Consider the following 25,589-nt stretch of genomic DNA (forward strand, 5'->3'; position numbering starts at 1 on the left):
AGTCTAGCGATCGGTCAGGAGCGCGCGTTCCTCCGCCCGGGTGAGTCCGGCACGGCGCGGCCGATCGACGCCGCGGGCGCGCTCGTCGACGAGGACCCGCCCGATCGTGTCGGCGAGGGCGCGGAGCGAGCCTCCCGACGCACGGAACGCTGCGTTGGACCGCGTCATGAATCCCGTCATCTCCGGCGGCAGCCACAGCGGAAGCGAACGCGGTCCGGCCCAGTGCTCGACCTCCCGAGCGACGAGCCAGTCCTCGTCAGCGACGACCGTGTCACGGGTGTGCCCTGCTGCCGAACGTACCGCCTCCAGCACGTCGGAGAGCGAATGCCTGTCACCGATCGCGTTCACCACGCCGCTCCGAGTCGCCGTGACGATGAACTCGGCCAGGTCGTCGACATCGATCACCTGCGCAGCTCTCCCCTCGAGCGGTGGCAGCAGCACAGGCTCCGCGCCGGCGCGCGTGAACGCCGCCGCCCAGTATCCGAACCTGTCGCTCGGATCTCCGTCCCCGACGATGAGCCCGGGGCGCACGATGAACGCCCGCGCTCCGAGCGCCGAGACGGCGTCTTCGGCCGCGGCCTTCTGCGCCCCGTACTCGTAGACGTCTCCGGGACGGGCGGGCGGATGACGGGGAGCTGATTCGTCGGCCCCGACCGTCTCATCATCGGCGTACACCGACATCGAGGACACATAGGTCCACCGTGCCGCGCGCGCACCGAGAGCGTCGACGGCACGAGCGACGTGCGACGCTTGCGAGGAGATGTCGACCACATGGTCCCAGTCGCGCTGCGCGAGTGCGTCGTACGCCTCGGCAGCCTCCCGGTCTCCGCGCACGAGCTCGGCACCCTCGGGCGCAGGTCGTGTTCCGCGGGCGAGACAGGTCACTGCCGCACCGGCATCGACCCATCGACGCGCGATCCGCCCCGAGAGCCAGCCCGTACCGCCGAGGATCAGCACATTCGACATGGCTTCATGTCAGCAGGAATCGACCACCCGCGAAAGAGCTTCCGCTCAGAGCAGATTGCGCCCGGGGCAGTGCTCAGTCGCGCAGCGCCGCCCCGAACCGTTCGGCCGCCACCGCGACGCCCGCGAGCTTGGCCTCGGTGGCCTCCGCAGCGGTGAGGGTGCGGTCGTCGGCGCGGAACCGCAGAGCGAACGTCAGGCTCTTGGAGCCTTCCGGCACCCCCTCCCCGCGGTAGTCGTCGACGAGACGCACGGACTCGAGCATCGCACCGGCGCCCTCGGCGAGGGCCGCCTGTACATCCGCGGCGGGCACCTCGGCCGACAGCGTCAACGAGACGTCCTGCGTGGCAGCAGGGAACGTCGACAGCGACGCGGCCACGACACGGCCGCCCGCGAGCGACAGGACGCGGTCGAGGTCCAGCTCGAACACGGTCGCACGGCCGGGGAGGTCGGCCCCCTCCGCCACCGCGGGGTGCAGCTCGCCGACGTAGCCGACCTCATCCCCGGCGATCCGGAGGGATCCGGTGCGGCCGGGGTGGAGTGCGGCGCGCTCGGCCTGCACGACGTCGATCTCGACTCCGGCGGCGGCGGCGATCACACGGACGGCGTCCAGCGCCTCGACCAGACCGGCGGGTTCGGCCGGGCGACCGGGCTGGCGCGGTGACACGTGGCCGGTGAGCAGCGCCGAGACGAACCGGTGCTGCGGCGGGATCGAGGCGTTCAGCGCGGCCAGCGTCTCTTCCGACGGGCGCTCCCCCAGGGGCGGCACATCCTCCGTGCCGTACTCCACACCGGGCTCGGGCAGGAACACGACACCGGTCTCGAAGATCGCGAGGTCGGTGAGCCCGCGCGAGATGTTGCGGTGCGCGGTCTGCAGTAGACCGGGGATGAGCGATCGACGCAGGGAGGGCGCCTGGCCATCGAGCGGATTCGCCAGGCGGATGCTCGGCAGGTGCTCCCCCGACGCGGAACCGTGCAGGTCGTTCTGCACCTCGGTGGTGAACGGGAACGACGGTGTCTCGACGAGCCCCGCGGCGGCCAGGGCATCGGCCACGCGACGGCGACCCTGCTGATGCGCGGTGAGCCCGCGACCGGACGGCGGCGTCGGCAGCACCGAGGGGATGCGGTCGAGCCCGTGGATGCGGGCGACCTCCTCGGCGAGCGTCCACTTGTCGGTCAGGTCGGGACGCCAGGTCGGCGGGATCACGATCCAGCCGGACCCTGTCTCGGAAGCGGTGACGTCGGCGCCGATGGTGGTCAGCGCCCCGGTGATCTCGTCGTCGGTGTAGTCGACGCCGATCAGACCCGGCACGAATCCGGCCGGGAGCTCGATCTCGCCGACGAAGACCTCGGCGAACAGTGCGCCGCCCTCCTCGGTGAGCGTGCCACCGGCGAGCTCGACCATCAGGTCAGCCGCCCGGCGCGCGGCCGCGAAGGGGATGAGCGGGTCGACACCGCGCTCGAAGCGCTTGGACGCCTCGCTGGGCAGCTTGTGACGGCGTGCCGAGCGGGCGATGGTCGTCGGGTCGAAGGTCGCGGCCTCGATGAGCACGTTCCTGGTGGTGTCGCTCATCTCCGTCGTGCCGCCGCCCATGACACCGGCGAGGCCGATCGGACCCGACTCGTCGGTGATGAGCAGGTCTTCCACGTGCAGCGCGCGCTCGACGCCATCGAGCGTGGTCATCTTCTCGCCCGGGGTCGCACGCCGCACGGTGATGCCGCCGGTGAGCTTGTCGAGGTCGTATCCGTGCAGCGGCTGGCCGAGTTCGAGCATCACGTAGTTGGTGATGTCGATCAGCACGCCCAGCGAACGCATGCCCGCGAGGCTGAGCCGCGCGACCATCCACGGCGGAGTCGGGCGCGAGGGGTCGACCCCCCGGACGACGCGGGTCACGAACTCGCTCGCACCGACACGGCCACGGACCGGCGCGGTGTCGTCGACCACGGTGGTGTGGCCGGTGCCCGGCTGCAGTTCGGCGAAGTCACGCTCGGCGGGATCGCGGAAGTCCGCTCCGGTGGCGTGCGCGTACTCGCGGGCCACACCGCGCAGCGAGAACGCGTAGCCGCGGTCAGGCGTGACGTTGATCTCCACTGCCACGTCGTCGAGACCGAGCAGCGCGATCGCGTCGGTACCGACAGGAGCATCGATGCCGAGATCGGACAGCACGACGATGCCGTTGTGCTCGTCGCCGAGGCCCAGCTCCCGCGCGGACGCGATCATGCCGTCGGAAACGTGACCGTAGGTCTTCCGCGCGGCGATCGGGAACGGGCCGGGCAGCACGGCACCGGGCAGCGTCACGACGACCTTGTCACCGGCCACGAAGTTGTGCGCACCACAGACGATGCCGCGGATGCCGCCGTTCGCCTCGCCCACATCCACCTGGCACCAGTTGATGGTCTTGCCGTTGGACTGCGGCTCGGCCTCGAGCGACACGACCTGTCCGACCACCACGGGACCCGTGATGTCGAAGCGGTGCACGTCCTCCTCTTCGAAGCCGACGGTCACCAGCGCGCCGAGGACGTCCTCGGGCGTGGCATCCGCTGCCAGATCGACGTATTCACGCAGCCACGAAAGCGGGACGCGCATCACACCACCATCCCGTACTGCTCGCTGAATCGGACATCACCCTCGGCCATGTCGCGCATGTCCTGGACGTCGCTGCGGAACATCAGGCCCCGCTCGATGCCCATGCCGAACGCGAAGCCGCTGTACTCCTCCGGATCGATCCCGGCCGCGCGCAGCACGTTCGGGTTGACCATGCCGCAGCCGCCCCACTCGATCCAGCGCGCGCCGCCCTTGAAGGTCGGGTGCCACAGGTCGAGCTCGGCGGAGGGCTCGGTGAAGGGGAAGTAGTTGGTGCGGAAGCGCGTCTTGGCCTCGGGGCCGAAGAGCAGCTTCGCGAAGTGGTCGAGGGTTCCCTTGAGGTGCGCCATCGTGATGCCCTTGTCGATCACGAGGCCCTCGAACTGGGTGAACACCGGCAGGTGCGTGGCGTCGAACTCATCGGTCCGGTACACCCGCCCGGGGCACAGCACGTAGATCGGCACCTCGCGGTCGAGCATCGAGCGCACCTGCACGGGACTCGTGTGGGTGCGCATCACGAGATGGCGCGATGTCGGGTCCACATAGAACGTGTCCTGCTCCTGGCGCGCGGGGTGGTCGACGTCGAAGTTCAGGGCGTCGAAGTTGAACCACTCGTGCTCGAGCTCCGGTCCCTCCGCGATCTCCCAGCCCATGCCGACGAAGATGTCGCAGACCTGGTCCTGGAGGAGCGTGAGCGGGTGCCGGGCACCGACGCGGGTGCGAGAAGGCACAGCCGTGATGTCGATGCGCTCGGCCTCGAGTCGCGCAGCGACCTCCGCCTCGGCGAGCTCGGCCTCCTTGGCGGCGAGCGCCTTCGTCACCTGCCCGCGTCCCTGCCCCACGAGCTTGCCGAACGCGGCCTTGTTCTCGGGGGCGACCTGTCGCATCGAGGCGTTCAGGACCGCGAGCGGCGATCCGTCGGCGACGTGTGCGGCGCGGGCCGCCTTCAGCTCGGCGGTGTCGGCAGCTGCGGCGATCGCCGCGAGGGCATCGGCGACCGCGGCTTCGACCGCTTCCGGGGTGATTTCAGGAGACTCTGACACGAGAGTCGAGTCTACCGGCGCGTCGCCCCACCGACCGACGGCGCAACCGGATCAGATGCCCTGAGGCGGTGGTCCGCCGAACCCTCCCCCACCGCGCTGCAGCGTGATCAGTTCGGTATCGGTGCCGTCCTGGTGCGGACGCGGATCCACGCCGCCGGCCGGAACGCCGTCGTGCCCACGCGGCGAGCGCCGGGTGCGGATCTCCAGCCACTTGGCGATCCCGGACAGGATCAGGCACATGATGATGTAGATGCCGCCGATGACGAACGCCGACTGCAGCACGGGGCGTCCCTGCTGAGACGTGAGCTGCTTCGCGAAGTAGAGGAGTTCGGGGTACGTGATGATGAAACCGAGCGCGGTGTCCTTCATCGTCACGACCAGCTGAGCCACGATCACGGGGAGCATCGCCCGGATCGCCTGCGGCAGCAGGATCAGACGCATCACGCCGCTCTTGCGCAGACCGATCGCGTAGCCGGCCTCTTTCTGCCCTCGGGGCAGGGATTCGACGCCGGCGCGGAGCACCTCGGCGAGGACGGATCCGTTGTACGCCATGAGCGCGAGGACGACGGCCCAGTACGGGTCCATCTTGACGCCGGCGACGGGCAGACCGTAGTAGAGCAGCATCATGAAGACGAGGACCGGCACGGCTCGGAAGATCTCGGTGATCGCCGTCACGGGGACACGCACCCAGGCATGATCGGACATCCGACCGATGGCGAGCACGAACCCCAGCGCGATGGCGAGGATCGCTGCGAGCCCGAACGCCGCGAGAGTTCGGCCGAGTGCACCGAAGATCTGCTCCCAGACGGCGCTGAAGGTGAAGACGTACCACCGGGACGCGTCGAACTGTCCGCTCACGGAGAAGCGGTAGCCGATGAAACCGAGCAGGGCGAGCACCACGACGACGGTGGCGACACCGATCAGACGGTTGCGCAGGATCGCCTTGGGGCCCGGGACGTCGTACAGGACGGAAGTCATCGCGCGATCCTCCACTTGTTCTCGAGATACCGTTGCAGCCAGCTGAGGAGCAGGACGAGCGCGACGAAGATGACGGCCACCCAGAGCAGCACCGAAAGCGCGTTCTCTCCGCGTTCGCTGAGGTAGGAGCGGACGGCTCCGAGCTCGAGGATCGAGAAGCCCGCCGCGACGGTGGTGTTCTTCAGAAGCGCGATGAAGACGCTCATCATGGGTGGCACGACCGAGCGGAACGCCTGCGGGAGGACGACCAGAGTCATCACCTGTCCGAACGGGAGGCCGATCGCCCTGGCCGCCTCCGCCTGTCCGACGGGGACGGTGTTGATACCGGCGCGCAGCACCTCCGCCACGTAGGTGGCCGTGTAGATGCCGATGGCCAGGATGCCCAGCACCGTGGTGCTGAGCTTCGGCAGCCCGAGCTGCGGGTAGCCGAAGATGAAGAAGAAGAAGACGAGGGTCAGCGGGGTGTTGCGGATCAGGTTCACGTACACCGTGCCGACACCACGCGCGATGGGCACGGGTGAGACGCGGGCCGCCCCGACGATGATCCCGAGGATGAGCGCGAGCAGTCCACCGCCGAAGAAGATGATCAGCGTGTTCTTGAGCGCTTCGCCCCACAGGTCGAGGTTTCCGAAGATGACGTCCACGCCACCCTCCCCTTCACGATTCGGAGAGGGGGCGGCCCTGGAGCCGCCCCCTCTGTTCGATCAGTCGACGGCCGGCTGGCTGACTTCGATGCCGGACGATCCGAGGTTCTTGTCGAAGATCGCCTGCCAGATGTCGCCGCCATCGGTGAACATCGTGTTGATGAACTCCTGCAGCGCGGCGTCGTCCTTCGCCAGGCCGACACCGTAGCGCTCCTCGGTGAAGGGCTCACCGACGACCTTCAGGTTGTCGGGGTCCTGAGCCGCGTAGCCGATGAGGATGGCCTGGTCGGTCGTGACCGCCTGGACCTCGCCGGAGAGCAGCGCCTCGACACATGCCGAGTACAGGTCGAACTCCTTGGTGGGGACATCCGGGTAGTTCTCGCGGATGTTCTGGATGGGCGTGGAGCCGGTGGCCGAGCACACGGTGGTGTCGGCGTTCAGGTCATCCTCGCTCTTGATGGTGTCGTCGTCGGCCGCGACGAGCAGTCCCTGCCCGGTGATGAAGTACGGGCCGGCGAAGGCGATCTGCTCCTTGCGCTTGTCGGTGATCGAGTACGTGCCCACGTAGTAGTCGATGTCGCCGTTCACGATGGCCTGCTCGCGGTTGGCGGAGGCGATCGGCTTGAACTCGATCTTGTCCTCGTCGTAGCCGAGCGAGGCGGCGATCCAGCGGGCGATGTCGACATCGAATCCGGTGCGCTCACCGGTGGTCACGTCGAGGTAGCCGAGACCGGGCTGGTCTTCCTTGACACCGATGACGACCTGGTCGCGGTCCTTGATGTTGTCGAACGTGGGGCTGCCCTCGAGCTGGACGTCGGTCGCGACCTCGAACCAGGTGCTGTCCTCTCCGGCGTCACCGCCATCGGTGCCACCGGGCGTCGACGGGCTGCCGCTGTTGCAGGCCGTGAGCGCGAGCAGTGCTGTCGCCGCGATTCCGATGCCCGCCAGTGTCCGTGTGCGTCGCATGTGCGTCTCCTTCGTGTGCTGTGTGTGCAGGGTCTGTGTGGTCGGTGTGGGGGCCGTCAGTGCGTGAGGAGCTTCGAGAGGAAGTCCTTGGCGCGGTCGCTCTTCGGGTTCGTGAAGAACTCCTCGGGCTTGGCCTCCTCGACGATCCGTCCGTCGGCCATGAAGACGACGCGATCGGCGGCCTTGCGAGCGAAGCCCATCTCGTGGGTGACGACGATCATCGTCATGCCGTCCTGGGCCAGCTCGACCATGACGTCGAGGACCTCGTTGATCATCTCCGGGTCGAGGGCGCTGGTCGGCTCGTCGAACAGCATGACCTTGGGCTGCATGGCCAGAGCACGGGCGATCGCCACGCGCTGCTGCTGACCACCCGAGAGCTGAGCCGGGAGCTTCGACGCCTGCTGCTCCACGCCCACGCGCTTGAGCAGGAGCATCGCCTCGGCTTCGGCATCGGCCTTCTTGAGCCCACGGACCTTGATCGGACCGAGGGTCACGTTCTCGAGGATGGTGAGGTGGGCGAAGAGGTTGAACGACTGGAACACCATGCCGACGTCCGCCCGCAGGTGAGCGAGCCCCTTGCCCTCGGCGGGCAACTCCTTGCCGTCGATGCGGATGCTGCCGCTGGTGATCGTCTCGAGGCGGTTGATCGTGCGACACAGCGTCGACTTGCCGGAGCCGGACGGGCCGATCACGACCACGACCTCTCCCGGGTTCACGCTCAGGTCGATGTCGGTGAGCGCCTGGAACTCGCCGTAGTGCTTCTGGACGTTCTCGACCACCACGAGCGGGGTATCAGAGGTCATCATTTCTCCAAGCTAGCCACGTCGTACCCCGGGTTCCAGGGTCATCGGTGAGATTTACACGTTCGTAATCACCTGATCGCGGCACCAATGCAGCTCTGCATGGGTACCCCACGGCCCGCCCCCACGGGCCGCGGGATGGTCCTGCCGCCTCGCCCCCCAACGACAGCTGAGCAGCAGGATCCGATCGTGTGCGATCGACCTCACCTTGGCAGAGCGTCGAGCCCGGTGTCAGACTTCTTGAGGATTTCTTGAGGCGTCAGCCGCGGAAGTCCCGGTAGTAGTCGATCGCGCCGGGATGCAGCGGGACCGGGGCGGTGAAGATCGCCGAGCGACGGTCCAGCAGCGCGGCCGTGGGCACCTCTGCCGCGAGACGCAGGCGTGCTTCGAACAGTCCGGCGAGGATGTCCCTCGCGACGGCGTCCGGGGTGGTGGACGCCGTGACGAGATAGTTCGGCACCGCCATGGTCGGCGCGGAGGCGACGAGTCCGTAGGTCCCCGCCGGCACTTCCGCGGGTCGGTACGCGTGCGAGTATCGGTCGTTCACCTCGTTCACCCACTCCTGCTCGATCGGGAGCAACCGGACGGAGGAGGTGTCGGCGAGTTCCGCCACGCCGGGTGTGGGCAATCCGCCGACCCAGAAGAAGCCGTCGATCTCTCCCCGCCCCATCGCGTCGATGGACTCGCTGAGGTCGAGTTGCGGGTTCCGGATCGTGGCGATGTCGACGCCGGCCGCGTCCAGCACGCGTCCGGCGATCACCGTCACCCCGGAGTTCTCCGCCCCGAGCGAGATCGTCCGACCCGCCAGGTCGCCGATGTCGTCGATCTCCGAGTCCCCGCGCACGACGATCTGCACGTACTCGTCGTACAGACGCGCGAGAGCGCGCACCGGGAGCGGGTCATCGAACGCGCCCGTTCCCGCCACGGCATCCGCGGCCGCGTCGCCCTGGGCGAACCCGATCACGGCCTCTCCGGAACTCACGCGCAACAGGTTGTCGACGGATCCGGCCGTCTCGTCGGCCGACATCGCGATGTCCAGCGAGCCCGACAGCTCCTCGGCGAGATGACTGCCGTAGTCGTAGTAGACGCCGGTGGACCCGCCGGCGGCGATCACGTACTCCCCGTCGGTCCATTCGTTCGCGCGCTGACTGCACGCGGCCAACGCTCCCACCAGGAGGAACGAGAGGAGGCCGGCGGTGAGTCGCCGCAGCACCGGCGCGGTCATGGCCTCGTCCTGTCGTGGAGCAGCAGGGAGACGAGGAGACCGCCGCCCTCGGCCGACGAGACCGTCAGTTCCCCGCCGACGGTCTCGAGCAGGTCGCTTGCGATCGCGAGCCCGAGACCGGAACCGGGCGTGTCCTGAGTGTCGGCGTTCCGCCAGAACCGGTCCGTCGCCGCGGCCGCCTGCTCCGGCGTCAGCCCGGGCCCGTGATCGCGGACCGTGACCCGGCAGACGTCACCCGAGCGCTCCGCACCGATCTCGATGCCCGAACCTTCCGGCGAGTACTTCACGGCGTTGTCGATGACGGCATCCAACGCGCTCTCCACGATCGTCCGGTCGGTGACGCTCATGACGGACGACTCCCCTGACGTCTGCAACGAGATCCCCCGCTGTCCTGCCACGTCCCGCCAGGCGTCGAGACGACGGGCTGCCAGCGTCGCCAGGTCGACCGCGGAGATGGTCGAATCGGTGCGTCCGCCGCGGGCGAGGCCGAGCAGCGTCTCCAGGATCCTCGTCATCCGGCGTCCCTCCTCCCGCGTCTCCTCGACGTCGTCGTCCCACTCGCGTCCGAGTCCGGTCGCCAGGTGCTCGACGCGCAGGAGGAGAGCGTTGAGGGGGTTGCGCAGTTCGTGCGAGGCGTTGAGCGCGAACTCCTGCTGTCGGGTCATCACCCGCTCGATCTGGTCGGCCATCCCGTTGAACACCCTGGCCATGCGACGCAGCTCCGGTGGACCGGCATCCTCCGCGACACGCGCATCCATCTCGCCGCGCTCGATCGCCGCCATCGCCTCGTCGAGCCGCCCGACCGGCGAGAGGACCCACCGGGCGAGACGGAACACCAGCAGCACTCCGAGCGCGATCAGCACCAGCGCGATGGCGGAGATGAGCAGAAGCTGTTGCAGGATCGCCGCGCGCGGCGCGTCGGCGTCACCGGCGACCAGCACCGCCCCGATCACATCCCCGTCGTCGAACACCGGCTCGGCGAGGGCGGCATCGGCGACCGTCCACGGGTACACCGCCGCGGGCTGCTCCGCGCGCCGGCCGGACAGCGCCAGTCTGACTCGTTCCGCGTCTTCCTCCGCGAGCACCCCTGAGCTGTCGTCGCCCGCCGCCCAGATGCTCCCGCCCAGGTCGAACACCGTGACCTCGATCCCGTAGACCTCCCGGAACCTCGCCGCCTCCGCCTCGATCACCGCGGCGCTGCCGGAGCGAAGGGCCTGCCGGGCGCTCGTGACGAAGTAGCCGAGATCACCGAGCTGCTGCGTGTAGAAGGCCTGCTGGACACTGCGCGCAGCGCTCCAGCCCGCGGCGCCTCCCAGCGCGACCAGGATCGCCACGAGGGGCACGAGGAAGACGATGACCAGACGCCGGCGCATGGCTCAGGAGCCCGCCAGCCGGTAGCCGACTCCGCGGACGGTCTCGATGAGACCCCGGGCCCCGCTCTTCTTCCGGATCGCCCCGACGTGCACTTCGAGCGAGTGGCCGAAGCCCCGCCAGTCCGTGTTCCATACCTCGCGGATCAGACGCTCCTTCGGCACGGCGACGCCCGGATACCGCGCCAGCACGGCGATGATGTCGAACTCCTTGCGCGTCAGGTCGATCGGCACCCCGTCGACCGACAGTTGACGTGCCACGAGATCGATATGCAGCTCACCGCCGTGCAGCAGGACCCGCGCGTCGGACTCCGGGCGTATCGGACGCGATCGTCGGGTCACGGCCTCGATCCGGGCGAGGAGCTCATGCACGTCATACGGCTTCACCACGAAGTCGTCCGCGCCCGCACGCAGTCCCTTGATGCGCTCGGCGACCTGATTGCGCGCCGTCACGATCACGATCGGCACCTCCGACCGCCCGCGGATGCGGCGACACAGATCGATGCCGTCGACGTCGGGAAGCCCCAGATCGAGGAGGACGACCTCGGTGTCCGCACCGAGGAGTTCCAGCGCTGCCGCGCCGTCCGCGGCACGAACGGTGGCGTAGCCGGAGCGGGCGAGGAACGCTTCGAGCGCGCCGGCGACCCGGTCGTCGTCTTCGACGATCAGAATCCTCATCGACTCGGCTTCCCGCTTCCTTCGTGTGCTTCGCTCAGCCGGCGGAGTCCGCCCGCTGAGCGAAGGCGCTCTCGTAGAGGCACACGCTGGCGGCGGTCGCCAGGTTGAGAGACTCGGCGCGACCGAAGATCGGCAGCTTCAGCACCCGATCGGCGAGCGCGAGCGCATCGTCTTCGAGACCACGGGCCTCGTTGCCGAAGAGCCAGCCGGTCGGCTCGGCGAGAGTGCCCTCCGCTCGGGCTACGAGCAGGTCGTCACCCTTCACGTCTGCCGCAAGGATGCGGAGGCCTGCCGCGTGCGCACGGGTGACCACGTCGGCGAGATCACCTCCGACCGACACGGGGAGGTGGAACAGCGAACCGGTCGTGGCGCGTACGACCTTCGGGTTGTACGGGTCGACGGTTCGCCCCGTCAGCACGACCGCATCGGCACCCGCGGCGTCGGCGGCACGGATGATCGTGCCCAGATTCCCGGGATCGCGGACCTCTTCGCAGATCGCCACGAGTCGCGGAGAGGCCTCGAAGATGTCACGCACCGATGTCGGCGTCTGGTGGACGACCGCGACCAGCCCCTGCGGAGTCACCGTGTCGGCCATCGCGTTGAGCACGTACTCGGTCACATACTCGACGTCGATGTCGGCGTCAGCAGCCTTCCCCCGGATGTCGGGGTGCTTCTCCCAGCCGCTCGGTGTCGCGAACAGCTCGACGATCGCCTCCGGACGGTAGGTGAGCGCCTCACGAACGGACTGCGGCCCCTCGAGGAGGAACAGGCCGGTCTCGGTGCGCGCGCTGCGCTTGGTCAGCTTGGCGACGGCACGGACTCGGGGCGAACGCGGGTTCTCCAGCACGATCACAGTCTAGGGAACGCACAGCCGGTTCCCGCACCATCCACGCAAGGGCCACCCTCCCCCGAGAAACGCCACAGGGCGCCCTCCCGAAGGAGAGCGCCCTGTGTGAAGAGGTGCTTACGCAGCCGACTTCGGCGCGTTGACGTCGGAGGGCAGAGCCTTCTTCGCCGTCTCGACGAGCGTCGTGAACGTCGCCGCGTCGTTGATCGCGAGGTCGGCGAGCATACGACGGTCAACCGTGACACCCGCGAGGCCGAGGCCCTGGATGAAGCGGTTGTAGGTCATGCCGTTCTGGCGAGCCGCAGCGTTGATGCGCTGGATCCACAGGCGACGGAAGTCGCCCTTGCGCTTGCGACGGTCCCGGTACGAGTAGACCAGGGAGTGGATGACCTGCTCCTTGGCCTTCCGGTAGAGGCGCGAACGCTGACCGCGGTAACCGGAGGCGCGCTCGAGGATGACCCGGCGCTTCTTGTGGGCGTTTACTGCCCGCTTGACTCTTGCCATTTTCCTGTGTTCCTATTCGTGCGTTCGGACGCGTCAGCGGCCGAGAAGCTTCTTCGCGACCTTGGTGTCAGCCTTCGACAGCACCTGGTCCTGGTTCAGACGACGGGTGCGACGGCTCGACTTGTGCTCGAGGTTGTGGCGCATCCCGGCCTGCTGCTTCTTCAGCTTTCCGCTACCGGTGATCTTGAAGCGCTTCTTAGCACCCGAGTGGGTCTTCTGCTTCGGCATCTTCTCTTCCTTCGTATGGCGCCTTCTCAGGCGACGGTGTCAACCCGCGGTGCGGGAGTTCTGGGGGCGGGAGCTACTCCGCCGGAGCTGCGGCCGGGGCGTCGGCCTTCGCGTCGCGAGCAGCCTGCTTCTTGTCGGCGCGCTGAGCATCGCGGACGGCGTTCTGCTCCTGCTTGGCCTCCGACTTGCTCTTGAGCGGCGCGACGACCATGACCATGTTGCGACCGTCGATGGTCGGGTTCGACTCGACGGTGCCGAACTCGGCCACGTCTTCGGCGAACTTGCGCAGCAGACGCACACCCTGCTCGGGACGCGACTGCTCGCGACCGCGGAACAGGATCATGGCCTTGACCTTGTCGCCCGCCTTGAGGAAGCCCTCGGCGCGCTTGAGCTTGGTCGTGTAGTCGTGCGCCTCGATCTTCAGACGGAAGCGGACTTCCTTGAGGATCGTGTTCGCCTGGTTGCGGCGAGCTTCCTTTTCCTTCTGGGCGGCCTCGTACTTGAACTTGCCGTAGTCCATGATCTTGACGACGGGCGGCTTCGAGTTCGGGGCGACCTCGACGAGGTCGAGATCGGCTTCCTGTGCGAGGCGCAGCGCGGCCTCGATGCGGACGACGCCGATCTGCTCACCCGCGGGGCCGACGAGGCGGACCTCGGGGACGCGGATGCGCTCATTGGTACGGGGATCGCTGATGCGGAACTCCTTAGACGATGTGATTCGGCCACCGCGACGCTCTCTGCATCACGGGCGAAATCGGAATCGTCCCCGCCCACCGGCATTCAGACGCCGGCTCCGCACCCTGTCTACCGGGTCCGTCTTTGCGAACGGAGCCGGTGGAGTGCAAGACCCGGTAGCCTTGAACGGCAAGCGCGGGTGGGAAGTGAATCCTCTTTCGATCCGGAGCATGACGCTCCGGAGCCCGCCAAAGTCTAACAGAAAGCAAGGCGAAGTGACGAACCAGGCATCGGACGAGGCTGCACGCGAGCGCGAAGAGCGCTGGGCACGTCAGGAGGAAGCCGCGTCGTCGGCCACCCGAGACATCGCCGACGTCCCCGCTGTCGAGGTGATCACCACCGCGGCCGTGCACCTCATGAGCGCGGCTGCCGTCAAACTCGGCCTCGCCGACGACCCGGACGCGGCAGCCCAGCTCGATCTCGACGAGGCGCGCAAGCTCATCAACGCCCTCGCCGGACTCATCACCGCCGGCGCCCCCGAGATCAGCGACATGCACGCACGCTCGCTGCGCGACGGTCTCCGCTCGCTTCAGCTCGCCTTCCGCGAGGCCTCCTCCATCCCCGACCCGATCGGCAAGGGACCCGGCGAGAAGTGGACCGGTCCGGTCAACTGACAGCCGGAACGCAAGCGAGACGCGACGCTCAGGCGCTGCGGCGGAGCTTCACGGTCAGTGAGTCGGCGAGCACGGCGATGCGGTCATCGGACGCCCAGCGCTGGGCGAGGCGGGCGAGAACAGCATCGAGCACCTCGCGCTCGAGCCCATCGACCAGTTCGAGGATCACGACCAGCTCCGGACCACGCAGGCGCGCGTCGGGGTCGCCGGCAGCGACGGCCACATCGATCACCGCCAGCTCGTGCGCGACGCTCTCCTGCAGCGCGGAGACCACCTCGGTCGAGAGGAAGCTCGGCACCCACGGGTGCCCCTGAGCGATCGCCCAGACGGCGGGGCGTCGGATGACGAACTCGGTCTCGGAGGTCGGGTCGAGCACGATCAGATCGGTGTCTTCAGCGGAAGCCGCCAAGGCGGCACGGAGCGCCTCGACCGGGATCGGTCGCGCCGTGGCATCCCACGCCTGCATCGTCTCGACGGACGAGAAGACCGGCTGCACGCGACGCCCGTCGGGAGCGGCGACCGTGACGATCGAGAGCTCCTGCGTCTTGTCGACCGGCAGGCCGTTGGGCGCGACGCCTTCCTCGCCCTTCTCGGCGATGAGCGGGATCAGCACGCGCGCGGAACGGAACGCGTCGACGACCTCGACCTGACTCCCCTCCCCCGCACGGAAGCGGAGCAGAGCGGCCAGCAGGGCGGGGTCCGCGGAGCCGTCGTCCGCCGCGTGCGGGTTCGACTCGAAGCTGCGCCCCTCCCAGGGGACACCGGCGGAGTCGCCGTGGCTGTGCGACTCGGGCCCGCAGGAGTGCGCGTCAGTCTCCTGCGACATCCAGGGCCTCAGCCAGTGTGAAGGCGCCGGCGTAGAGCGCCTTGCCGACGATCGCACCCTCGACACCCAGCGGCACGAGCGCACGGAGCGCGGCGATGTCATCGAGGTTCGAGATGCCTCCGGATGCGACGACCGGCTTCGGCGTGCGGGCGGTGACCTCGCGCAGCAGTTCGAGGTTCGGACCGCGAAGCGTGCCGTCCTTCGTCACGTCCGTGACCACGTAGCGGCTGCAGCCGGCGTCTTCGAGACGACCGAGGACCTCCCAGAGGTCTCCGCCCTCCTTGGTCCATCCGCGGGCGGCGAGCGTCGTGCCGCGCACGTCGAGGCCGACCGCGATCGCCTCGCCGTAGCGGCCGATCACGTCGGCGGCCCACTCGGGGTTCTCGAGCGCGGCGGTGCCCAGGTTGATCCTGGCGGCCCCGCTCTCGAGAGCCGCTTCCAGGGTCGCATCGTCACGGATGCCGCCGGACAGCTCGATGTCCACACCCTTGAACTGCTTGATGACCTTGCGCAGGATCGGCGCGTTGCTCCCCCGGCCGAACGCCGCATCGAGGTCGACCAGGTGGATCCACTTGGCGCCCTGCGCCGCCCACTCACCCGCCGCGTCCAACGGGTCGCCGTAGCTGGTCTCGGTCCCGGCCTCCCCCTGGGTCAGCCGGACGGCCTTGCCACCGGCGACATCGACCGCGGGAAGGAGCGTGAGCGAGGGAGACTGCGCGAAGTCGTTCATGGATTCCTTGGTTCGGGAAGCTCTGCGGCCCGGAGCGGGCACGAGAACCGAGGGTAGTCCGCCCGAGGGCGGGTGACAAAACGGATGACGTCCACGGGAGGAGTCAGAGGCTGCCGATCCAATTGCGCAGCAGTTGGATGCCCGCTTCGCCCGACTTCTCCGGGTGGAACTGCGTGGCCGAGAGTGGGCCGTTCTCGACGGCGGCGAGGAACGGATCGCCGTACGTCGTCCAGGTGAGGACCGGCTGCGGGAAGGGCGGGATCACATCGAGCTCCCACGACTGTGCGGCGTAGGAATGCACGAAGTAGAACCGCTCCTTCTCGAGCCCGCGGAACAGGACGCTGTCCGCGCCGGGCTCGACCGTGTTCCACCCCATGTGCGGGAGCACGGGAGCGTTCAGTTCGGTGACCGCCCCCGGCCATTCGCCGAGCCCCGCGGTGTCGTGTCCGCGCTCGACACCGTGCTCGAACAGCACCTGCATGCCGACGCAGATCCCGAGCACCGGCCGCCCCCCGGCCAACCGCCGGTCGATGATCTCGTCGCCGCCGTGGGTACGCAGTGCCTCACGGACGGCCTGGAACGCACCGACGCCGGGGACGAGTAGTCCGTCGGCCTCGAGAGCCGTCTGACGGTCTCGGGTGAGCACCGCATCCGCGCCGGCCTCGGCCAGTGCCTTCACCGCGGAGTGGACGTTGCCGGAGTCGTAGTCGAAGACGGCGACGCGGGGCGCGCTGCTCACAGCGCACCCTTGGTCGACGGGATGCCGTCGACCAGCGGGTCCAGAGCCTTGGCCTGGCGGAAGGCGCGCGCGAAGGCCTTGTACTCGGCCTCGGCGATGTGGTGCGGGTCGCGCCCGCCGAGGACGCGCACGTGCACCGTGAGTGCGGCGTTGAAGGTGATGGCCTCGAACGAGTGGCGCACGAGAGACCCGGTGAAGTGTCCACCGATCAGGTGGTGCTCGAACCCGGCCGGCTCGCCGGTGTGCACGAGGTACGGACGCCCGGAGATGTCGACGACCGCCTGCGCGAGGGCTTCATCGAGGGGCACGAGCGCATCGCCGTACCGCGAGATGCCCGACTTGTCGCCGAGCGCTTCGAGGATGGCTTGTCCGAGCACGATCGACACGTCTTCGACGGTGTGGTGCGCGTCGATGTCCGTGTCGCCCGAGGCCCGTACCGTCAGGTCGGTGAGCGAGTGCTTCGCGAAGGCGGTGAGCATGTGGTCGAAGAACGGCACCGAAGTGTCGATACGGCTCGCACCGGTCCCGTCGAGGTTCAGTTCGAGCTCGACGGTGGACTCCGACGTGCTGCGCACACGGCTGGCGGTGCGCGGGGTCAGTGCGGGGCTGCTCATGATGCCGATCCTATCGAGGCCAAGGCGTCGAGGAATGCGGTGGTCTCGGACTCGGTTCCTGCGCTCACTCGGAGGTGCCCGGGGATGCCGACGTCGCGCACCAGCACACCACGGTCGTACAACTGCTGCCAGGTCGCGCGCGGGTCGGCGACTCCTCCGAACAGGACGAAGTTCGACCACGTCTCGTGCGGCGTGTAGCCGAGGGCCTCTAGCGTCGCGGTGATCCTGTCGCGCTGCTCGACGATCTCCTCGACCATGCCGAGCATCACGTCGGCGTTACGTAGCGCAGCGACGGCGGCGGCCTGTGTGAGCGCGCTGAGGTGATACGGCAGTCGGACCAGGCGGAGGGCGTCGATGAAAGCAGGATCGGCCGCGAGATAGCCCACCCGCGCGCCCGCGAACGCGAATGCCTTGCTCATGGTGCGGGAGATCGCGAGGCGAGGCCGCCCTTCGAGGAGCGTGAGCGCGGAGAGCGCGTCGTGCGGAGCGAACTCCTGGTACGCCTCGTCGACGATGACGACGCCGCGCGCAGCGTCGTAGACGGCTTCGACGACATCGAGACCGAGAGGCGTCCCGGTCGGATTGTTCGGCGAGCAGAGGATGACCACATCGGGGTCAGCAGCGCGTACCTGCGCCGCCGCATCCTCGGGCGTGATCGAGTAGTCGGGCTCCCGGGTGCCGGCAATCCACCGTGCCCCCGTTCCCTGCGCGATGAGCGGATACATCGAGTACGTGGGCGCGAACCCGAAGGCGGTGCGCCCGGGTCCTCCAAACGCCTGCAGGATGTGCTGCAGCACCTCGTTGGATCCGTTGCCCGCCCAGATCTGGTCGGCGGTGAGCCCATGACCGAGGTAATCCGCGAACGCCTCGCGAAGCGTCGTGAACTCCCGGTCCGGATACCGGTTCACGTCGCGGATCGCCACCGCGATGTCGTCGAGGATGTCACTCGCGACCGCCTCCGGGATCGGATGAGTGTTCTCGTTGACATTGAGAGCGACCGGGAGAGGGGCCTGCGGGGCACCGTACGGCTTCAGCCCGCGAAGGTCGTCACGGAGCGGCAGATCGTGGAGGGAGAGCGTCACCCTTCCCATGCTAGGCCGCTGGTCGGGCGGATGACGCACATCCCGGTGAGGGCTCAGTCCACGTACTGCGCCGGGATCGCGAGCTCCTGACCGATCTGGAGCTCGCCACCACGGAGCACGTTCATCCGGCTGATCTCTCCGATGACGACGCGCGGGTCGGCGTTCGGCGCGACCGAGGTGGCGATCGACCACAGGGTGTCCCCGGGCAGGACTGTCAGCGTCTCGACACTCGCGGCGGGAGCATCGACACCGGAGGCGATGGCGCTGCCACCGCTGAGTGCCGCGAAAGCGATTCCGATGGCCAGCGGCACGGAGGCGAGAGCCAGCAGCACACCGCGACCCCGTGCCGTCAGCCGCAGTCGCGTGTGGGGGCGTGCGGGTGCCGGGAGGATCGTTGCGGTGCTGACGCTGATGCTGCTCATGTCGTGCTCCTTAGCCTGTCTCGGGGCGATGGCCCGGAGGAAGTTGGCGTAGCGTTCGCATTCCCGTCTCGGCCGGGAGCCGTGAATGCGAAGCTACGTTCCGAAGGTATCTTCGAGTTCGAACATCTGTCAAGTGTTCTTCGAAACCGGAAACGCGATTCGCCCGACACGCTCGAACAGATCTTCCAGATCGGACTGTTTCTCGGATACGGTTTCGATGAGAACACCACACCACGGGCCTCCGACATTCGAAGAGCGACGTCGGATCACGCACTTAAGGAGCACCATGAGCGAGTACTCAGCCCCCGAGTCGGAGGCACCGCGGACCCGCCGTCGCAAGAGCCTGAGCCCGAAGCAGATGGCGATCCTCGAGGTCATCCAGAATTCGATCGCCCACCACGGGTACCCGCCGAGCATGCGGGAGATCGGTGACGCCGTCGGCCTCAAGTCGCTCTCGAGCGTGACGCACCAGCTCGGACAGCTCGAGCTCAGCGGCTACCTGCGCCGCGACCCCGGGAAGACGCGCGCGATGGAGGTCCTGATCGATCTGCCCGGTGCGAGCGGCGAGAACCCGGCCGATGTCGCGACCCCCGTGGGCGATGCCGCGCTCGTACCCCTGGTCGGGCGCATCGCCGCGGGGGTGCCGATCACGGCGGACCAGCAGGTGGAGGAGATCTTCCCCCTGCCACGCCAGTTGGTCGGCAAGGGCGACCTGTTCATGCTCAAGGTCTCCGGCGAGTCGATGATCGACGCCGCGATCTGCGATGGCGACTGGGTGGTCGTCCGCTCCCAGAACAATGCGGAGAACGGCGAGATCGTGGCCGCGATGCTCGACGGGGAGGCCACCGTCAAGGTCCTGCGCCGTCGCGACGGGCACACCTGGCTGCTGCCCCGCAACTCGTCTTTCGAACCGATCCTCGGCGATGAGGCCGTCGTGCTCGGCAAGGTCGTGGCCGTGCTCCGAGCGGTCTGACGTGCTCCGCTGACCGTCGAGGCCCCCGCTGACCGTCGAGGCCCCCTCCCAGATACGTTTCTGAGAGGGGGCCTCGACGCTGCGCGGGGGTGTCGACGCTGTGCGGGGGTGTCGACGCGCTGCGGGGGTGTCGACCCTGCGCGGGGGTGTCGACCCGGGGTGGGCTACGCCCGGACGCTCACGTCCTCACGCACCCGGCGCGTCGCCTCGACGATGTTGCGCAGCGAGGCGGTCGTCTCGTCGTAGCCGCGGGTCTTCAGGCCGCAGTCCGGGTTCACCCAGAGCTGACGTGTCGGGATCTCCTCCACCGCGCGACGCAGCAGCGACTCGACCTCCTCGACCGTCGGCACGCGCGGCGAGTGGATGTCGTAGACGCCCGGACCGATGCCGTGGTCGAACCCGACCTCGGCGATGTCGGCGACGACCTCCATGCGACTGCGCGCCGCCTCGATCGAGGTCACGTCGGCATCGAGCGCCCGGATCGCATCGATCACGACACCGAACTCGGAGTAACAGAGGTGCGTGTGCACCTGGGTACCCGCAGCGGCACCACCGGTCGCGAGTCGGAATGAGTCGACGGACCAGCGGAGGTACGCGGGCTGGTCCGCCTTCTTCAGCGGCAGGAGTTCACGCAGCGCGGGCTCGTCGACCTGGATGATCGCGATGCCGGCAGCCTCCAGGTCGGCGATCTCATCGCGCAGCGCCAGCGCGACCTGGTTCGCGGTCTCACCGAGCGGCTGGTCGTCGCGCACGAACGACCAGGCGAGGATCGTCACGGGACCCGTGAGCATGCCCTTCAGATGCTTGCTCGTCAACGACTGCGCGTAGGCGGACCATCCCACGGTGATCGGCGCAGGTCGCGAGACGTCACCCCAGAGGATCGACGGGCGCGTGGCCCGGGATCCGTACGACTGGACCCAGCCGTGCTCGGTCACCGCGAAGCCATCGAGGTTCTCGGCGAAGTACTGCACCATGTCGTTGCGCTCGGGCTCCCCGTGGACCAGCACATCGAGCCCGAGGTCCTCCTGCAGGGAGACGACGCTGGCCACTTCGCGACGCAGGAAGTCGTCGTAGTCCTCGGCGGGGATCTCGCCACGGGTGAACCGGGCGCGCGCACGCCGGATGTCGCCGGTCTGCGGGAAGGAGCCGATCGTCGTCAACGGCAGCACGGGCAGGCCGAGCGCCTCCTGCGCGGTCTCACGCTCCTCGTACCCGACGCGGGAGAAGTCGGCCGTGCTGAGCGCACGATCGCGGACGGCACCGTCACGAACGCCCGGTGCGGCGAGACGATCCGCCAGCGCGGCGGACGACGCGTCGAGCTCGGCGGCGATCGACGCGCGGCCGACGCTGAGCCCCCGGGCCAGCACACCGACCTGCTGGACCTTCTGGTCGGCGAACGCCAACCACGAGACCAGACGCTCGTCGAGCCGGGACTCGTCGGTCACATCGTGGGGCACATGCAGCAGCGACGTCGACGTCGACGCGGACACGGCCGCGCCGAGCGCACGGAGGGCCTCGAGCCGGTCGAACGCGTGCGCGAGGTCGCCGCGCCAGATGTTGTGCCCGTCGACCACCCCGCCGACGAGGGTCTTGCCCTCGAGTCCTTCGGCCGGGGCGGGCACGCCGCCGCGCACGAGGTCGACGGCGATCGCCTCGATCGGCGCGGCCGCGAGCACCGGGAAGACCTCACCGAGGTCGGCGTACGGGGCGGCGACGAGGATGGCGGGGCGTTCCGGTGCGCGTCCGAGCACGTCCAGCGCTCGGGCGGCAGCATCCGACAGCTGAGCGACGGATGCAGGGAGCGACTCGCTCACGAGCGCCGGCTCGTCGAGCTGCACCCACTCGGCTCCCTCGGCGCGAAGTCGCGCGAGCAGCTCCACGTAGACCGGGAGCAGGTCATCGAGGCGCGAGAGCGGGTCGAAGCCCTGCGGGGCGTCATCCGAGGCTTTCGCCAGCGCGAGGAGGGTGACGGGGCCCACGATGACCGGTCGCGTGACCAGTCCCGCCTCGGCAGCCTCGGAGACCTGCCGGACGAGGCGGTCACTGGAAAGCGAGAACACCGTCTCCGGGCCGATCTCCGGCACCAGGTAGTGATAGTTGGAGTCGAACCACTTGGTCATCTCGAGCGGCGCACGCTCGCCCTCCCCGCGGGCGATCGTGAAGTAGGCGGGGAGTCCCACCGCGCCATCGGCACCGCGGAGGTCCTCGAAGCGTGTCGGGATGGCCCCGACGGTCACGGCGGCATCGAGCACCTGGTCGTAGTACGAGAAGGATTCGGGGATCGCGGAGTCCTTGCGTCCAAGCCCCAACTCGGCGAGGCGCTCACGCGTCGATGCGCGCAGCTCACGGGTGGTCCGCTCGAGCTCCTCCTCGTCGATGCGGCCCGCCCAGAACGCCTCGACGGCCTTCTTGAGCTCACGGCGACGGCCGATCCGGGGATAGCCGAGGATGGTGCCCTCGGGGAATGCGGTCATGATCTTTCCTTTCGGCGGGGTCTAGTGACGCAGGGCCGGGAGGATCCCGGCTTCTGCGAGGACGGTGAGGACGGTCTCGTGTTGGTTGAAGGCGTAGAGGTGCACGCCCGGCGCTCCCCCGGCGACGACCTCGCGAGCGAGGCGTGCGGCCCACTCGATGCCGATATCTCGACGCCCCTCCGCGGTCGGCTCGACGTCGAGCGCGATGGCGAGCTCGCTCGGCAGGTCCTCTCCCGTGAGCTCGAGCACGCGTGTGAGCCGCGCCGGTGAGGTGATCGGCATGATGCCCGGCAGGATCGGGATCGTGACCCCGGCGCTGCGAGCCCGTTCGACGAACGCCAGGTAGTCGTCAGGGTGGAAGAAGAGCTGCGTGATCGCGAAGGTCGCCCCGGCGGCCTGCTTCGCGAGCAGCGCCTCCACATCCTGCGTGCGGTGCGTGGCCCGCGGATGCCCTTTCGGGAATGCGGCGACCGCGATGTTCACCTTGCGGCGGGGATCGACCCTCGCGGCACCGGGGAGTCCGGGGACGGGTGCCTCCTCGTAGGGGGCCCGTTCGGCCTGCACGCGGTCGATCAGCTGCACGAGCTGGGCCGCACTCTCCAGATCGCCGAGGTCGTCGTCGGTCTGCCCGGTGGGCGGGTCTCCGCGCAGGGCGAGGAAGCTGAGGATGCCGGCATCGAGGAACTCGCGGATCAGCGTCGCGGCGCCCGCGTAGCTGTTGCCGACGCAGGTCAGGTGCGCGAGTGGCTCGACGTCGGTCTGCGTGCGGATGAACCGGAGCACGTCGAGGGAGCGGCCACCGGTCGATCCGCCCGCCCCGTAGGTGACCGAGAGGAAGTCGGGCCCCGCGGCGGCGAGGCGGCGGACGGTGTCGTGCAGCGCTTCCTCGCTCGACGCCGAACGCGGTGGGTAGAGCTCGAAGGAGAACGGCACGCGAGGAGTGCCTGAGGTCTCGGTCTCGGAAGACATCTTCTCTCCTGGGGACAAGTCGGGCCGGGGACCGCGCACGACACAGAGGACGTCGTTCGCGGGCGGGTGCCGGGCTCGGCTGTCGCTCCACGCTCCGGGGCGAACCGGGGCGTTTCCAGAAACCTAGATCACCCTGTCGGGTCGCCGCACGTGTGTGACGCCGTATGTCATCGGCCCATAGGCTCGAAGCATGTCGTCCCCTTACGGTTCCTGGCCCTCGCCCTTCTCCGCCGCATCCGTGGCGGTCTCGTCCCCGCGCATCGACGGCGCCCGCTTCGTCGGCTCCGAGATCTGGTGGGGGGAATCCGTCCCGTCCGAGAAGGGGCGCGTGACGGTGCGGAGTTCGTCCGGGGACGAGATCCTTCCCGCCCCGTGGAGCGCACGTTCGCGGGTGCACGAGTACGGGGGAGGCGCGTGGACCGCCGATCGCCAGGGCACGCTCTACTTCGTCGATGCGGCTGATCAGCGGGTGCGTCGACTCGTCCCTGGCACCGAGCCTGTCCCCCTCACCCCGCAGGGCGCGGCGCATGGAGGCCTGCGGGTGCAGGCCGGGCGTCTGCTGGCCGTGCGTGAAGACCTGTCGACGACCCCGCACACCCGATCGATCATCGAGATCCCGGTCGACGGTTCGGCGGCGGACGACGCGGGCGCGATCCGGGTGATCCGGGAGAGTGAAGGCTTCGTCGCCCATCCGGCGCTCTCCCCCGACGGCAAGCGGATCGCCTGGGTCGAGTGGGACACCGGCCGGATGCCGTGGGAAGAGGCACACGTTCGGATCGTCGCTCTCCCCTCAGGCGACGTGCACACCGTGCCCTCGCGAGCGGCTCTGCAACCGGAGTGGCTCGGCGACGCGGAACTGGTGTTCGCCGATGACTCCGCCGGCCGCTGGGGGCTGCACCGTGTCGCTCTCGACGGCGACGTCCCGGGCGCCGAGCCGCAGCCGCTCGCACCGGCGGACGCCGACACGGGCTACGGGCTCTGGGTGCTCGGCAACCGCTGGTACCAGCCGCTGAACGACGGGCGGATCGTGGCCGTGCGGACGAACGGCCGTGACCTGGTGGTCGTGATCGATGCGGATGGCGCCGCACGTCCGATCGATGTCCCCGGGGACGGACATGTGAGCGTGGACGACGCCGAGGGCACCCGGGTGCTGCTCTCCGGGAACGGCTCACACGTCACACCGGGCCTGTGGGTCGTCGACGTCGACTCCGGAGAGACCATCACGGTGCGCGGCGGGGAGCCCGTGGACGCCCGGTGGATGCCGCGCGCGGTGCCGATCGAGGTCGATGGTGCGCATGGCGAGGTGCACGCCTTCGCGTATCCTCCCGCGAACCCGGATGCGAGCGCACCCGACGACGAGCTCCCGCCGTACATCGTGCTCGTGCACGGAGGACCGACGGCGCACGTCTCCGGCGCCTCCTCGACGGCGATCGCCTACTACACGAGCCGGGGCATCGGCGTGCTCGACGTGAACTATGGCGGATCCACGGGCTACGGCCGGGCCTACCGCGAGCGCCTGGACGGGCGATGGGGCGTCGTCGACGTCGATGACGTGATCTCCGCCGCCCGCGGTCTCGCGGACGCGGGACTCGCCGACCCCGCCCGCATCGCCATCCGCGGAGGGTCGGCCGGAGGCTGGACGGTCCTGTCGGCGCTGGTCCGTGGCGGGGCGTTCGCCGCAGGGATCAGCCGCTACGGCGTGGCGGATCTGCGGCTGCTGGCCGCGGAGACCCATGACTTCGAAGCGACGTACCTCGACGGACTCGTCGGCCCCCTCCTCGAATACGAAGACGTGTACATCGAGCGTTCGCCGCTGACCCACGCCGACCGCATCGACGTTCCGGTGCTGCTCCTCCAGGGCGGCGAGGACCGCGTGGTTCCGCCGTCGCAGTCGGAGTCGATCCGCGATGCCCTGGCAGCGCGCGGCGTCGATCACGAGTACGTGCTGTACCCGAGCGAGGGCCACGGTTTCCGCAGTGCGGAGACGATCGTCGACTCCCTCGAACGCGAACTCGCGTTCCTCGGCCGGGTGTTCGGGTTCGAACCGCGCCGCTGAGGGCGGGGCGCTACTCCCCCACGCGGTTGCGCAGACGCATCGCGCGCTCGGCCTCGCGCGTGTCCTGACGCTCTCGCAGGGTCTGACGCTTGTCGTACTCGCGCTTGCCCTTCGCGAGGGCGATCTCGACCTTCGCGCGACCGTCCGAGAAGTAGAGCTTCAGAGGGATCAGCGTGTATCCGCCCGCCGAAACCGCATGCGCGATCTTCGCGATCTCCTCGCGATGCAGCAGCAGCTTGCGGACGCGCTTCGCCGAGTGATTGGTCCAGTGCCCCTGCGAGTACTCCGGGATGTGCACGGAATCGAGGAAGACCTCATTCCCCTTAACGAACGCGTAGCCGTCGCTGAGGTTGGCGCGTCCCTGACGCAGCGACTTCACCTCGGTGCCGGTGAGCACCATCCCCGCCTCGTACGACTTCTCGATCGTGTAGTCGTGACGTGCGCGACGATTGGTCGCGACGACCTTCTCTCCGCGTTCCCTGGGCATGATGCTCTCCTGTTGCCGTGATGAGCTCGATCGATCTT

At 68.8% G+C, this 25,589-nt stretch carries 26 protein-coding genes; 3 read left to right on the forward strand and 23 right to left on the reverse strand.

All coding sequences use genetic code 11. The features are described from left to right. Nucleotides 1-3: 3 nt before the first annotated feature. The 14 genes from ACLF6J_RS11690 to infC all read right to left on the reverse strand — a co-directional run bounded on the left by ACLF6J_RS11690 (nt 4) and on the right by infC (nt 13,548). A complete protein-coding gene (locus ACLF6J_RS11690; RefSeq protein ID WP_134351660.1) occupies nt 4-966 on the reverse strand; it encodes an NAD-dependent epimerase/dehydratase family protein in 963 nt (320 codons plus the stop codon). Nucleotides 967-1,039: 73 nt separating this feature from the next. After that, nucleotides 1,040-3,550 (reverse strand): phenylalanine--tRNA ligase subunit beta, encoded by a 2,511-nt coding sequence (pheT, locus tag ACLF6J_RS11695; RefSeq protein ID WP_134351662.1) that lies wholly within the window; start codon nt 3,548-3,550, stop codon nt 1,040-1,042. Continuing rightward, nucleotides 3,550-4,590, reverse strand: a complete 1,041-nt coding sequence (pheS, locus tag ACLF6J_RS11700; protein WP_047524337.1) for a phenylalanine--tRNA ligase subunit alpha — start codon at nt 4,588-4,590, stop codon at nt 3,550-3,552. Before pheS ends, pheT begins: the two co-directional genes overlap by 1 nt. 51 nt (nt 4,591-4,641) lie before the next feature. Continuing rightward, entirely contained in the window at nt 4,642-5,568 is a 927-nt protein-coding gene (locus ACLF6J_RS11705; protein WP_134351664.1) for an amino acid ABC transporter permease, read from the reverse strand. Then, a complete protein-coding gene (locus ACLF6J_RS11710; protein WP_047524336.1) occupies nt 5,565-6,212 on the reverse strand; it encodes an amino acid ABC transporter permease in 648 nt (215 codons plus the stop codon). The genes ACLF6J_RS11705 and ACLF6J_RS11710 overlap by 4 nt, the downstream gene beginning before the upstream one ends. A gap of 60 nt (nt 6,213-6,272) precedes the next feature. Further along, entirely contained in the window at nt 6,273-7,178 is a 906-nt protein-coding gene (locus ACLF6J_RS11715) for a glutamate ABC transporter substrate-binding protein (protein ID WP_047524335.1), read from the reverse strand. Nucleotides 7,179-7,234: 56 nt separating this feature from the next. Then, nucleotides 7,235-7,981 (reverse strand): amino acid ABC transporter ATP-binding protein, encoded by a 747-nt coding sequence (locus tag ACLF6J_RS11720; RefSeq protein WP_194239376.1) that lies wholly within the window; start codon nt 7,979-7,981, stop codon nt 7,235-7,237. Between the two features lie 256 nt (nt 7,982-8,237). Further along, on the reverse strand, nt 8,238-9,203 hold the full coding sequence (locus ACLF6J_RS11725; protein ID WP_244093472.1) for a TAXI family TRAP transporter solute-binding subunit: 966 nt from the start codon (nt 9,201-9,203) through the stop codon (nt 8,238-8,240). Further along, nucleotides 9,200-10,576 carry a sensor histidine kinase gene (locus ACLF6J_RS11730; protein WP_134351666.1) on the reverse strand — a complete coding sequence of 459 codons (1,377 nt, stop codon included), beginning with the start codon at nt 10,574-10,576 and terminating at the stop codon, nt 9,200-9,202. The genes ACLF6J_RS11725 and ACLF6J_RS11730 overlap by 4 nt, the downstream gene beginning before the upstream one ends. Before the next feature lie 3 nt (nt 10,577-10,579). Beyond that, nucleotides 10,580-11,251, reverse strand: coding sequence for a response regulator transcription factor (locus tag ACLF6J_RS11735; protein ID WP_421076896.1), 672 nt, complete (start codon nt 11,249-11,251; stop codon nt 10,580-10,582). Between the two features lie 34 nt (nt 11,252-11,285). After that, on the reverse strand, nt 11,286-12,098 hold the full coding sequence (locus ACLF6J_RS11740) for a TrmH family RNA methyltransferase (RefSeq protein ID WP_134351668.1): 813 nt from the start codon (nt 12,096-12,098) through the stop codon (nt 11,286-11,288). 117 nt (nt 12,099-12,215) lie between these two features. Then, nucleotides 12,216-12,602 carry a 50S ribosomal protein L20 gene (gene rplT / locus ACLF6J_RS11745; protein WP_047524330.1) on the reverse strand — a complete coding sequence of 129 codons (387 nt, stop codon included), beginning with the start codon at nt 12,600-12,602 and terminating at the stop codon, nt 12,216-12,218. 33 nt (nt 12,603-12,635) lie between these two features. Then, the gene (rpmI, locus tag ACLF6J_RS11750; RefSeq protein WP_017828564.1) at nt 12,636-12,830 is read right to left on the reverse strand and encodes a 50S ribosomal protein L35; all 195 of its coding nucleotides are present in this window, start codon (nt 12,828-12,830) and stop codon (nt 12,636-12,638) included. A 73-nt stretch (nt 12,831-12,903) separates the two neighbouring features. Beyond that, on the reverse strand, nt 12,904-13,548 hold the full coding sequence (gene infC / locus ACLF6J_RS11755) for a translation initiation factor IF-3 (protein WP_081997100.1): 645 nt from the start codon (nt 13,546-13,548) through the stop codon (nt 12,904-12,906). A 232-nt stretch (nt 13,549-13,780) separates the two neighbouring features. Between infC and ACLF6J_RS11760 the strand changes: the two genes are divergently transcribed. Then, complete coding sequence (locus ACLF6J_RS11760) at nt 13,781-14,179, forward strand: DUF1844 domain-containing protein (RefSeq protein ID WP_047524328.1); 399 nt, start codon at nt 13,781-13,783, stop codon at nt 14,177-14,179. A gap of 28 nt (nt 14,180-14,207) precedes the next feature. Here the strand turns inward: ACLF6J_RS11760 and ACLF6J_RS11765 are convergent, their stop codons facing one another. From ACLF6J_RS11765 to ACLF6J_RS11790, 6 genes are all read right to left on the reverse strand, one after another. Then, a complete protein-coding gene (locus ACLF6J_RS11765; RefSeq protein WP_134351670.1) occupies nt 14,208-15,005 on the reverse strand; it encodes an SseB family protein in 798 nt (265 codons plus the stop codon). Next, nucleotides 14,989-15,735, reverse strand: coding sequence for a bifunctional 1-(5-phosphoribosyl)-5-((5-phosphoribosylamino)methylideneamino)imidazole-4-carboxamide isomerase/phosphoribosylanthranilate isomerase PriA (gene priA / locus ACLF6J_RS11770; RefSeq protein ID WP_047524326.1), 747 nt, complete (start codon nt 15,733-15,735; stop codon nt 14,989-14,991). The genes ACLF6J_RS11765 and priA overlap by 17 nt, the downstream gene beginning before the upstream one ends. A 103-nt stretch (nt 15,736-15,838) precedes the next feature. Then, complete coding sequence (hisH, locus tag ACLF6J_RS11775) at nt 15,839-16,474, reverse strand: imidazole glycerol phosphate synthase subunit HisH (protein ID WP_047524325.1); 636 nt, start codon at nt 16,472-16,474, stop codon at nt 15,839-15,841. Next, nucleotides 16,471-17,088, reverse strand: a complete 618-nt coding sequence (hisB, locus tag ACLF6J_RS11780) for an imidazoleglycerol-phosphate dehydratase HisB (protein ID WP_047524324.1) — start codon at nt 17,086-17,088, stop codon at nt 16,471-16,473. The genes hisH and hisB overlap by 4 nt, the downstream gene beginning before the upstream one ends. Continuing rightward, a complete protein-coding gene (locus ACLF6J_RS11785; protein WP_197055679.1) occupies nt 17,085-18,179 on the reverse strand; it encodes a histidinol-phosphate transaminase in 1,095 nt (364 codons plus the stop codon). Before ACLF6J_RS11785 ends, hisB begins: the two co-directional genes overlap by 4 nt. A gap of 44 nt (nt 18,180-18,223) precedes the next feature. After that, nucleotides 18,224-18,592, reverse strand: coding sequence for a LysM peptidoglycan-binding domain-containing protein (locus tag ACLF6J_RS11790; RefSeq protein ID WP_134351672.1), 369 nt, complete (start codon nt 18,590-18,592; stop codon nt 18,224-18,226). Nucleotides 18,593-18,878: 286 nt separating this feature from the next. Here ACLF6J_RS11790 and lexA point away from each other — a divergent pair, with 286 nt between their 5' ends. Then, complete coding sequence (gene lexA, locus ACLF6J_RS11795) at nt 18,879-19,565, forward strand: transcriptional repressor LexA (RefSeq protein ID WP_047524321.1); 687 nt, start codon at nt 18,879-18,881, stop codon at nt 19,563-19,565. A gap of 164 nt (nt 19,566-19,729) precedes the next feature. On the opposite strand, the gene metE is transcribed toward lexA, so the two are convergent. Then, entirely contained in the window at nt 19,730-22,039 is a 2,310-nt protein-coding gene (gene metE / locus ACLF6J_RS11800; RefSeq protein WP_134351674.1) for a 5-methyltetrahydropteroyltriglutamate--homocysteine S-methyltransferase, read from the reverse strand. A gap of 21 nt (nt 22,040-22,060) precedes the next feature. Next, nucleotides 22,061-23,008 (reverse strand): methylenetetrahydrofolate reductase, encoded by a 948-nt coding sequence (locus ACLF6J_RS11805; protein WP_134351676.1) that lies wholly within the window; start codon nt 23,006-23,008, stop codon nt 22,061-22,063. A gap of 190 nt (nt 23,009-23,198) precedes the next feature. Between ACLF6J_RS11805 and ACLF6J_RS11810 the strand changes: the two genes are divergently transcribed. Next, entirely contained in the window at nt 23,199-25,064 is a 1,866-nt protein-coding gene (locus tag ACLF6J_RS11810; RefSeq protein ID WP_134351678.1) for a S9 family peptidase, read from the forward strand. 10 nt (nt 25,065-25,074) lie between these two features. Here ACLF6J_RS11810 and smpB read toward each other — a convergent pair whose 3' ends face one another. Next, on the reverse strand, nt 25,075-25,551 hold the full coding sequence (gene smpB, locus ACLF6J_RS11815) for an SsrA-binding protein SmpB (RefSeq protein ID WP_047524317.1): 477 nt from the start codon (nt 25,549-25,551) through the stop codon (nt 25,075-25,077). Nucleotides 25,552-25,589 lie beyond the last annotated feature (38 nt).

The organism is Microbacterium sp. IO18 (assembly GCF_049099505.1).
Taxonomy (GTDB): domain Bacteria; phylum Actinomycetota; class Actinomycetes; order Actinomycetales; family Microbacteriaceae; genus Microbacterium; species Microbacterium aurugineum.

Bases quoted from the DNA above. Each gene is read 5' to 3' on its own strand.
- pheT (WP_134351662.1), bottom strand. From the start codon at position 3,550: ATGCGCGTCCCGCTTTCGTGGCTGCGTGAATACGTCGATCTGGCAGCG.
- ACLF6J_RS11690 (WP_134351660.1), bottom strand. From the start codon at position 966: ATGTCGAATGTGCTGATCCTCGGCGGTACGGGCTGGCTCTCGGGGCGG.
- ACLF6J_RS11720 (WP_194239376.1), bottom strand. From the start codon at position 7,981: ATGACCTCTGATACCCCGCTCGTGGTGGTCGAGAACGTCCAGAAGCAC.
- ACLF6J_RS11765 (WP_134351670.1), bottom strand. From the start codon at position 15,005: ATGTCGCAGGAGACTGACGCGCACTCCTGCGGGCCCGAGTCGCACAGC.
- hisB (WP_047524324.1), bottom strand. From the start codon at position 17,088: ATGAGCAGCCCCGCACTGACCCCGCGCACCGCCAGCCGTGTGCGCAGC.
- ACLF6J_RS11790 (WP_134351672.1), bottom strand. From the start codon at position 18,592: ATGAGCAGCATCAGCGTCAGCACCGCAACGATCCTCCCGGCACCCGCA.
- rpmI (WP_017828564.1), bottom strand. From the start codon at position 12,830: ATGCCGAAGCAGAAGACCCACTCGGGTGCTAAGAAGCGCTTCAAGATC.
- ACLF6J_RS11705 (WP_134351664.1), bottom strand. From the start codon at position 5,568: ATGACTTCCGTCCTGTACGACGTCCCGGGCCCCAAGGCGATCCTGCGC.
- ACLF6J_RS11725 (WP_244093472.1), bottom strand. From the start codon at position 9,203: ATGACCGCGCCGGTGCTGCGGCGACTCACCGCCGGCCTCCTCTCGTTC.
- ACLF6J_RS11715 (WP_047524335.1), bottom strand. From the start codon at position 7,178: ATGCGACGCACACGGACACTGGCGGGCATCGGAATCGCGGCGACAGCA.
- rplT (WP_047524330.1), bottom strand. From the start codon at position 12,602: ATGGCAAGAGTCAAGCGGGCAGTAAACGCCCACAAGAAGCGCCGGGTC.
- ACLF6J_RS11730 (WP_134351666.1), bottom strand. From the start codon at position 10,576: ATGCGCCGGCGTCTGGTCATCGTCTTCCTCGTGCCCCTCGTGGCGATC.
- ACLF6J_RS11805 (WP_134351676.1), bottom strand. From the start codon at position 23,008: ATGTCTTCCGAGACCGAGACCTCAGGCACTCCTCGCGTGCCGTTCTCC.
- lexA (WP_047524321.1), top strand. From the start codon at position 18,879: ATGAGCGAGTACTCAGCCCCCGAGTCGGAGGCACCGCGGACCCGCCGT.
- ACLF6J_RS11785 (WP_197055679.1), bottom strand. From the start codon at position 18,179: ATGGGAAGGGTGACGCTCTCCCTCCACGATCTGCCGCTCCGTGACGAC.
- ACLF6J_RS11810 (WP_134351678.1), top strand. From the start codon at position 23,199: ATGTCGTCCCCTTACGGTTCCTGGCCCTCGCCCTTCTCCGCCGCATCC.
- smpB (WP_047524317.1), bottom strand. From the start codon at position 25,551: ATGCCCAGGGAACGCGGAGAGAAGGTCGTCGCGACCAATCGTCGCGCA.
- metE (WP_134351674.1), bottom strand. From the start codon at position 22,039: ATGACCGCATTCCCCGAGGGCACCATCCTCGGCTATCCCCGGATCGGC.
- priA (WP_047524326.1), bottom strand. From the start codon at position 15,735: ATGAACGACTTCGCGCAGTCTCCCTCGCTCACGCTCCTTCCCGCGGTC.
- ACLF6J_RS11735 (WP_421076896.1), bottom strand. From the start codon at position 11,251: ATGAGGATTCTGATCGTCGAAGACGACGACCGGGTCGCCGGCGCGCTC.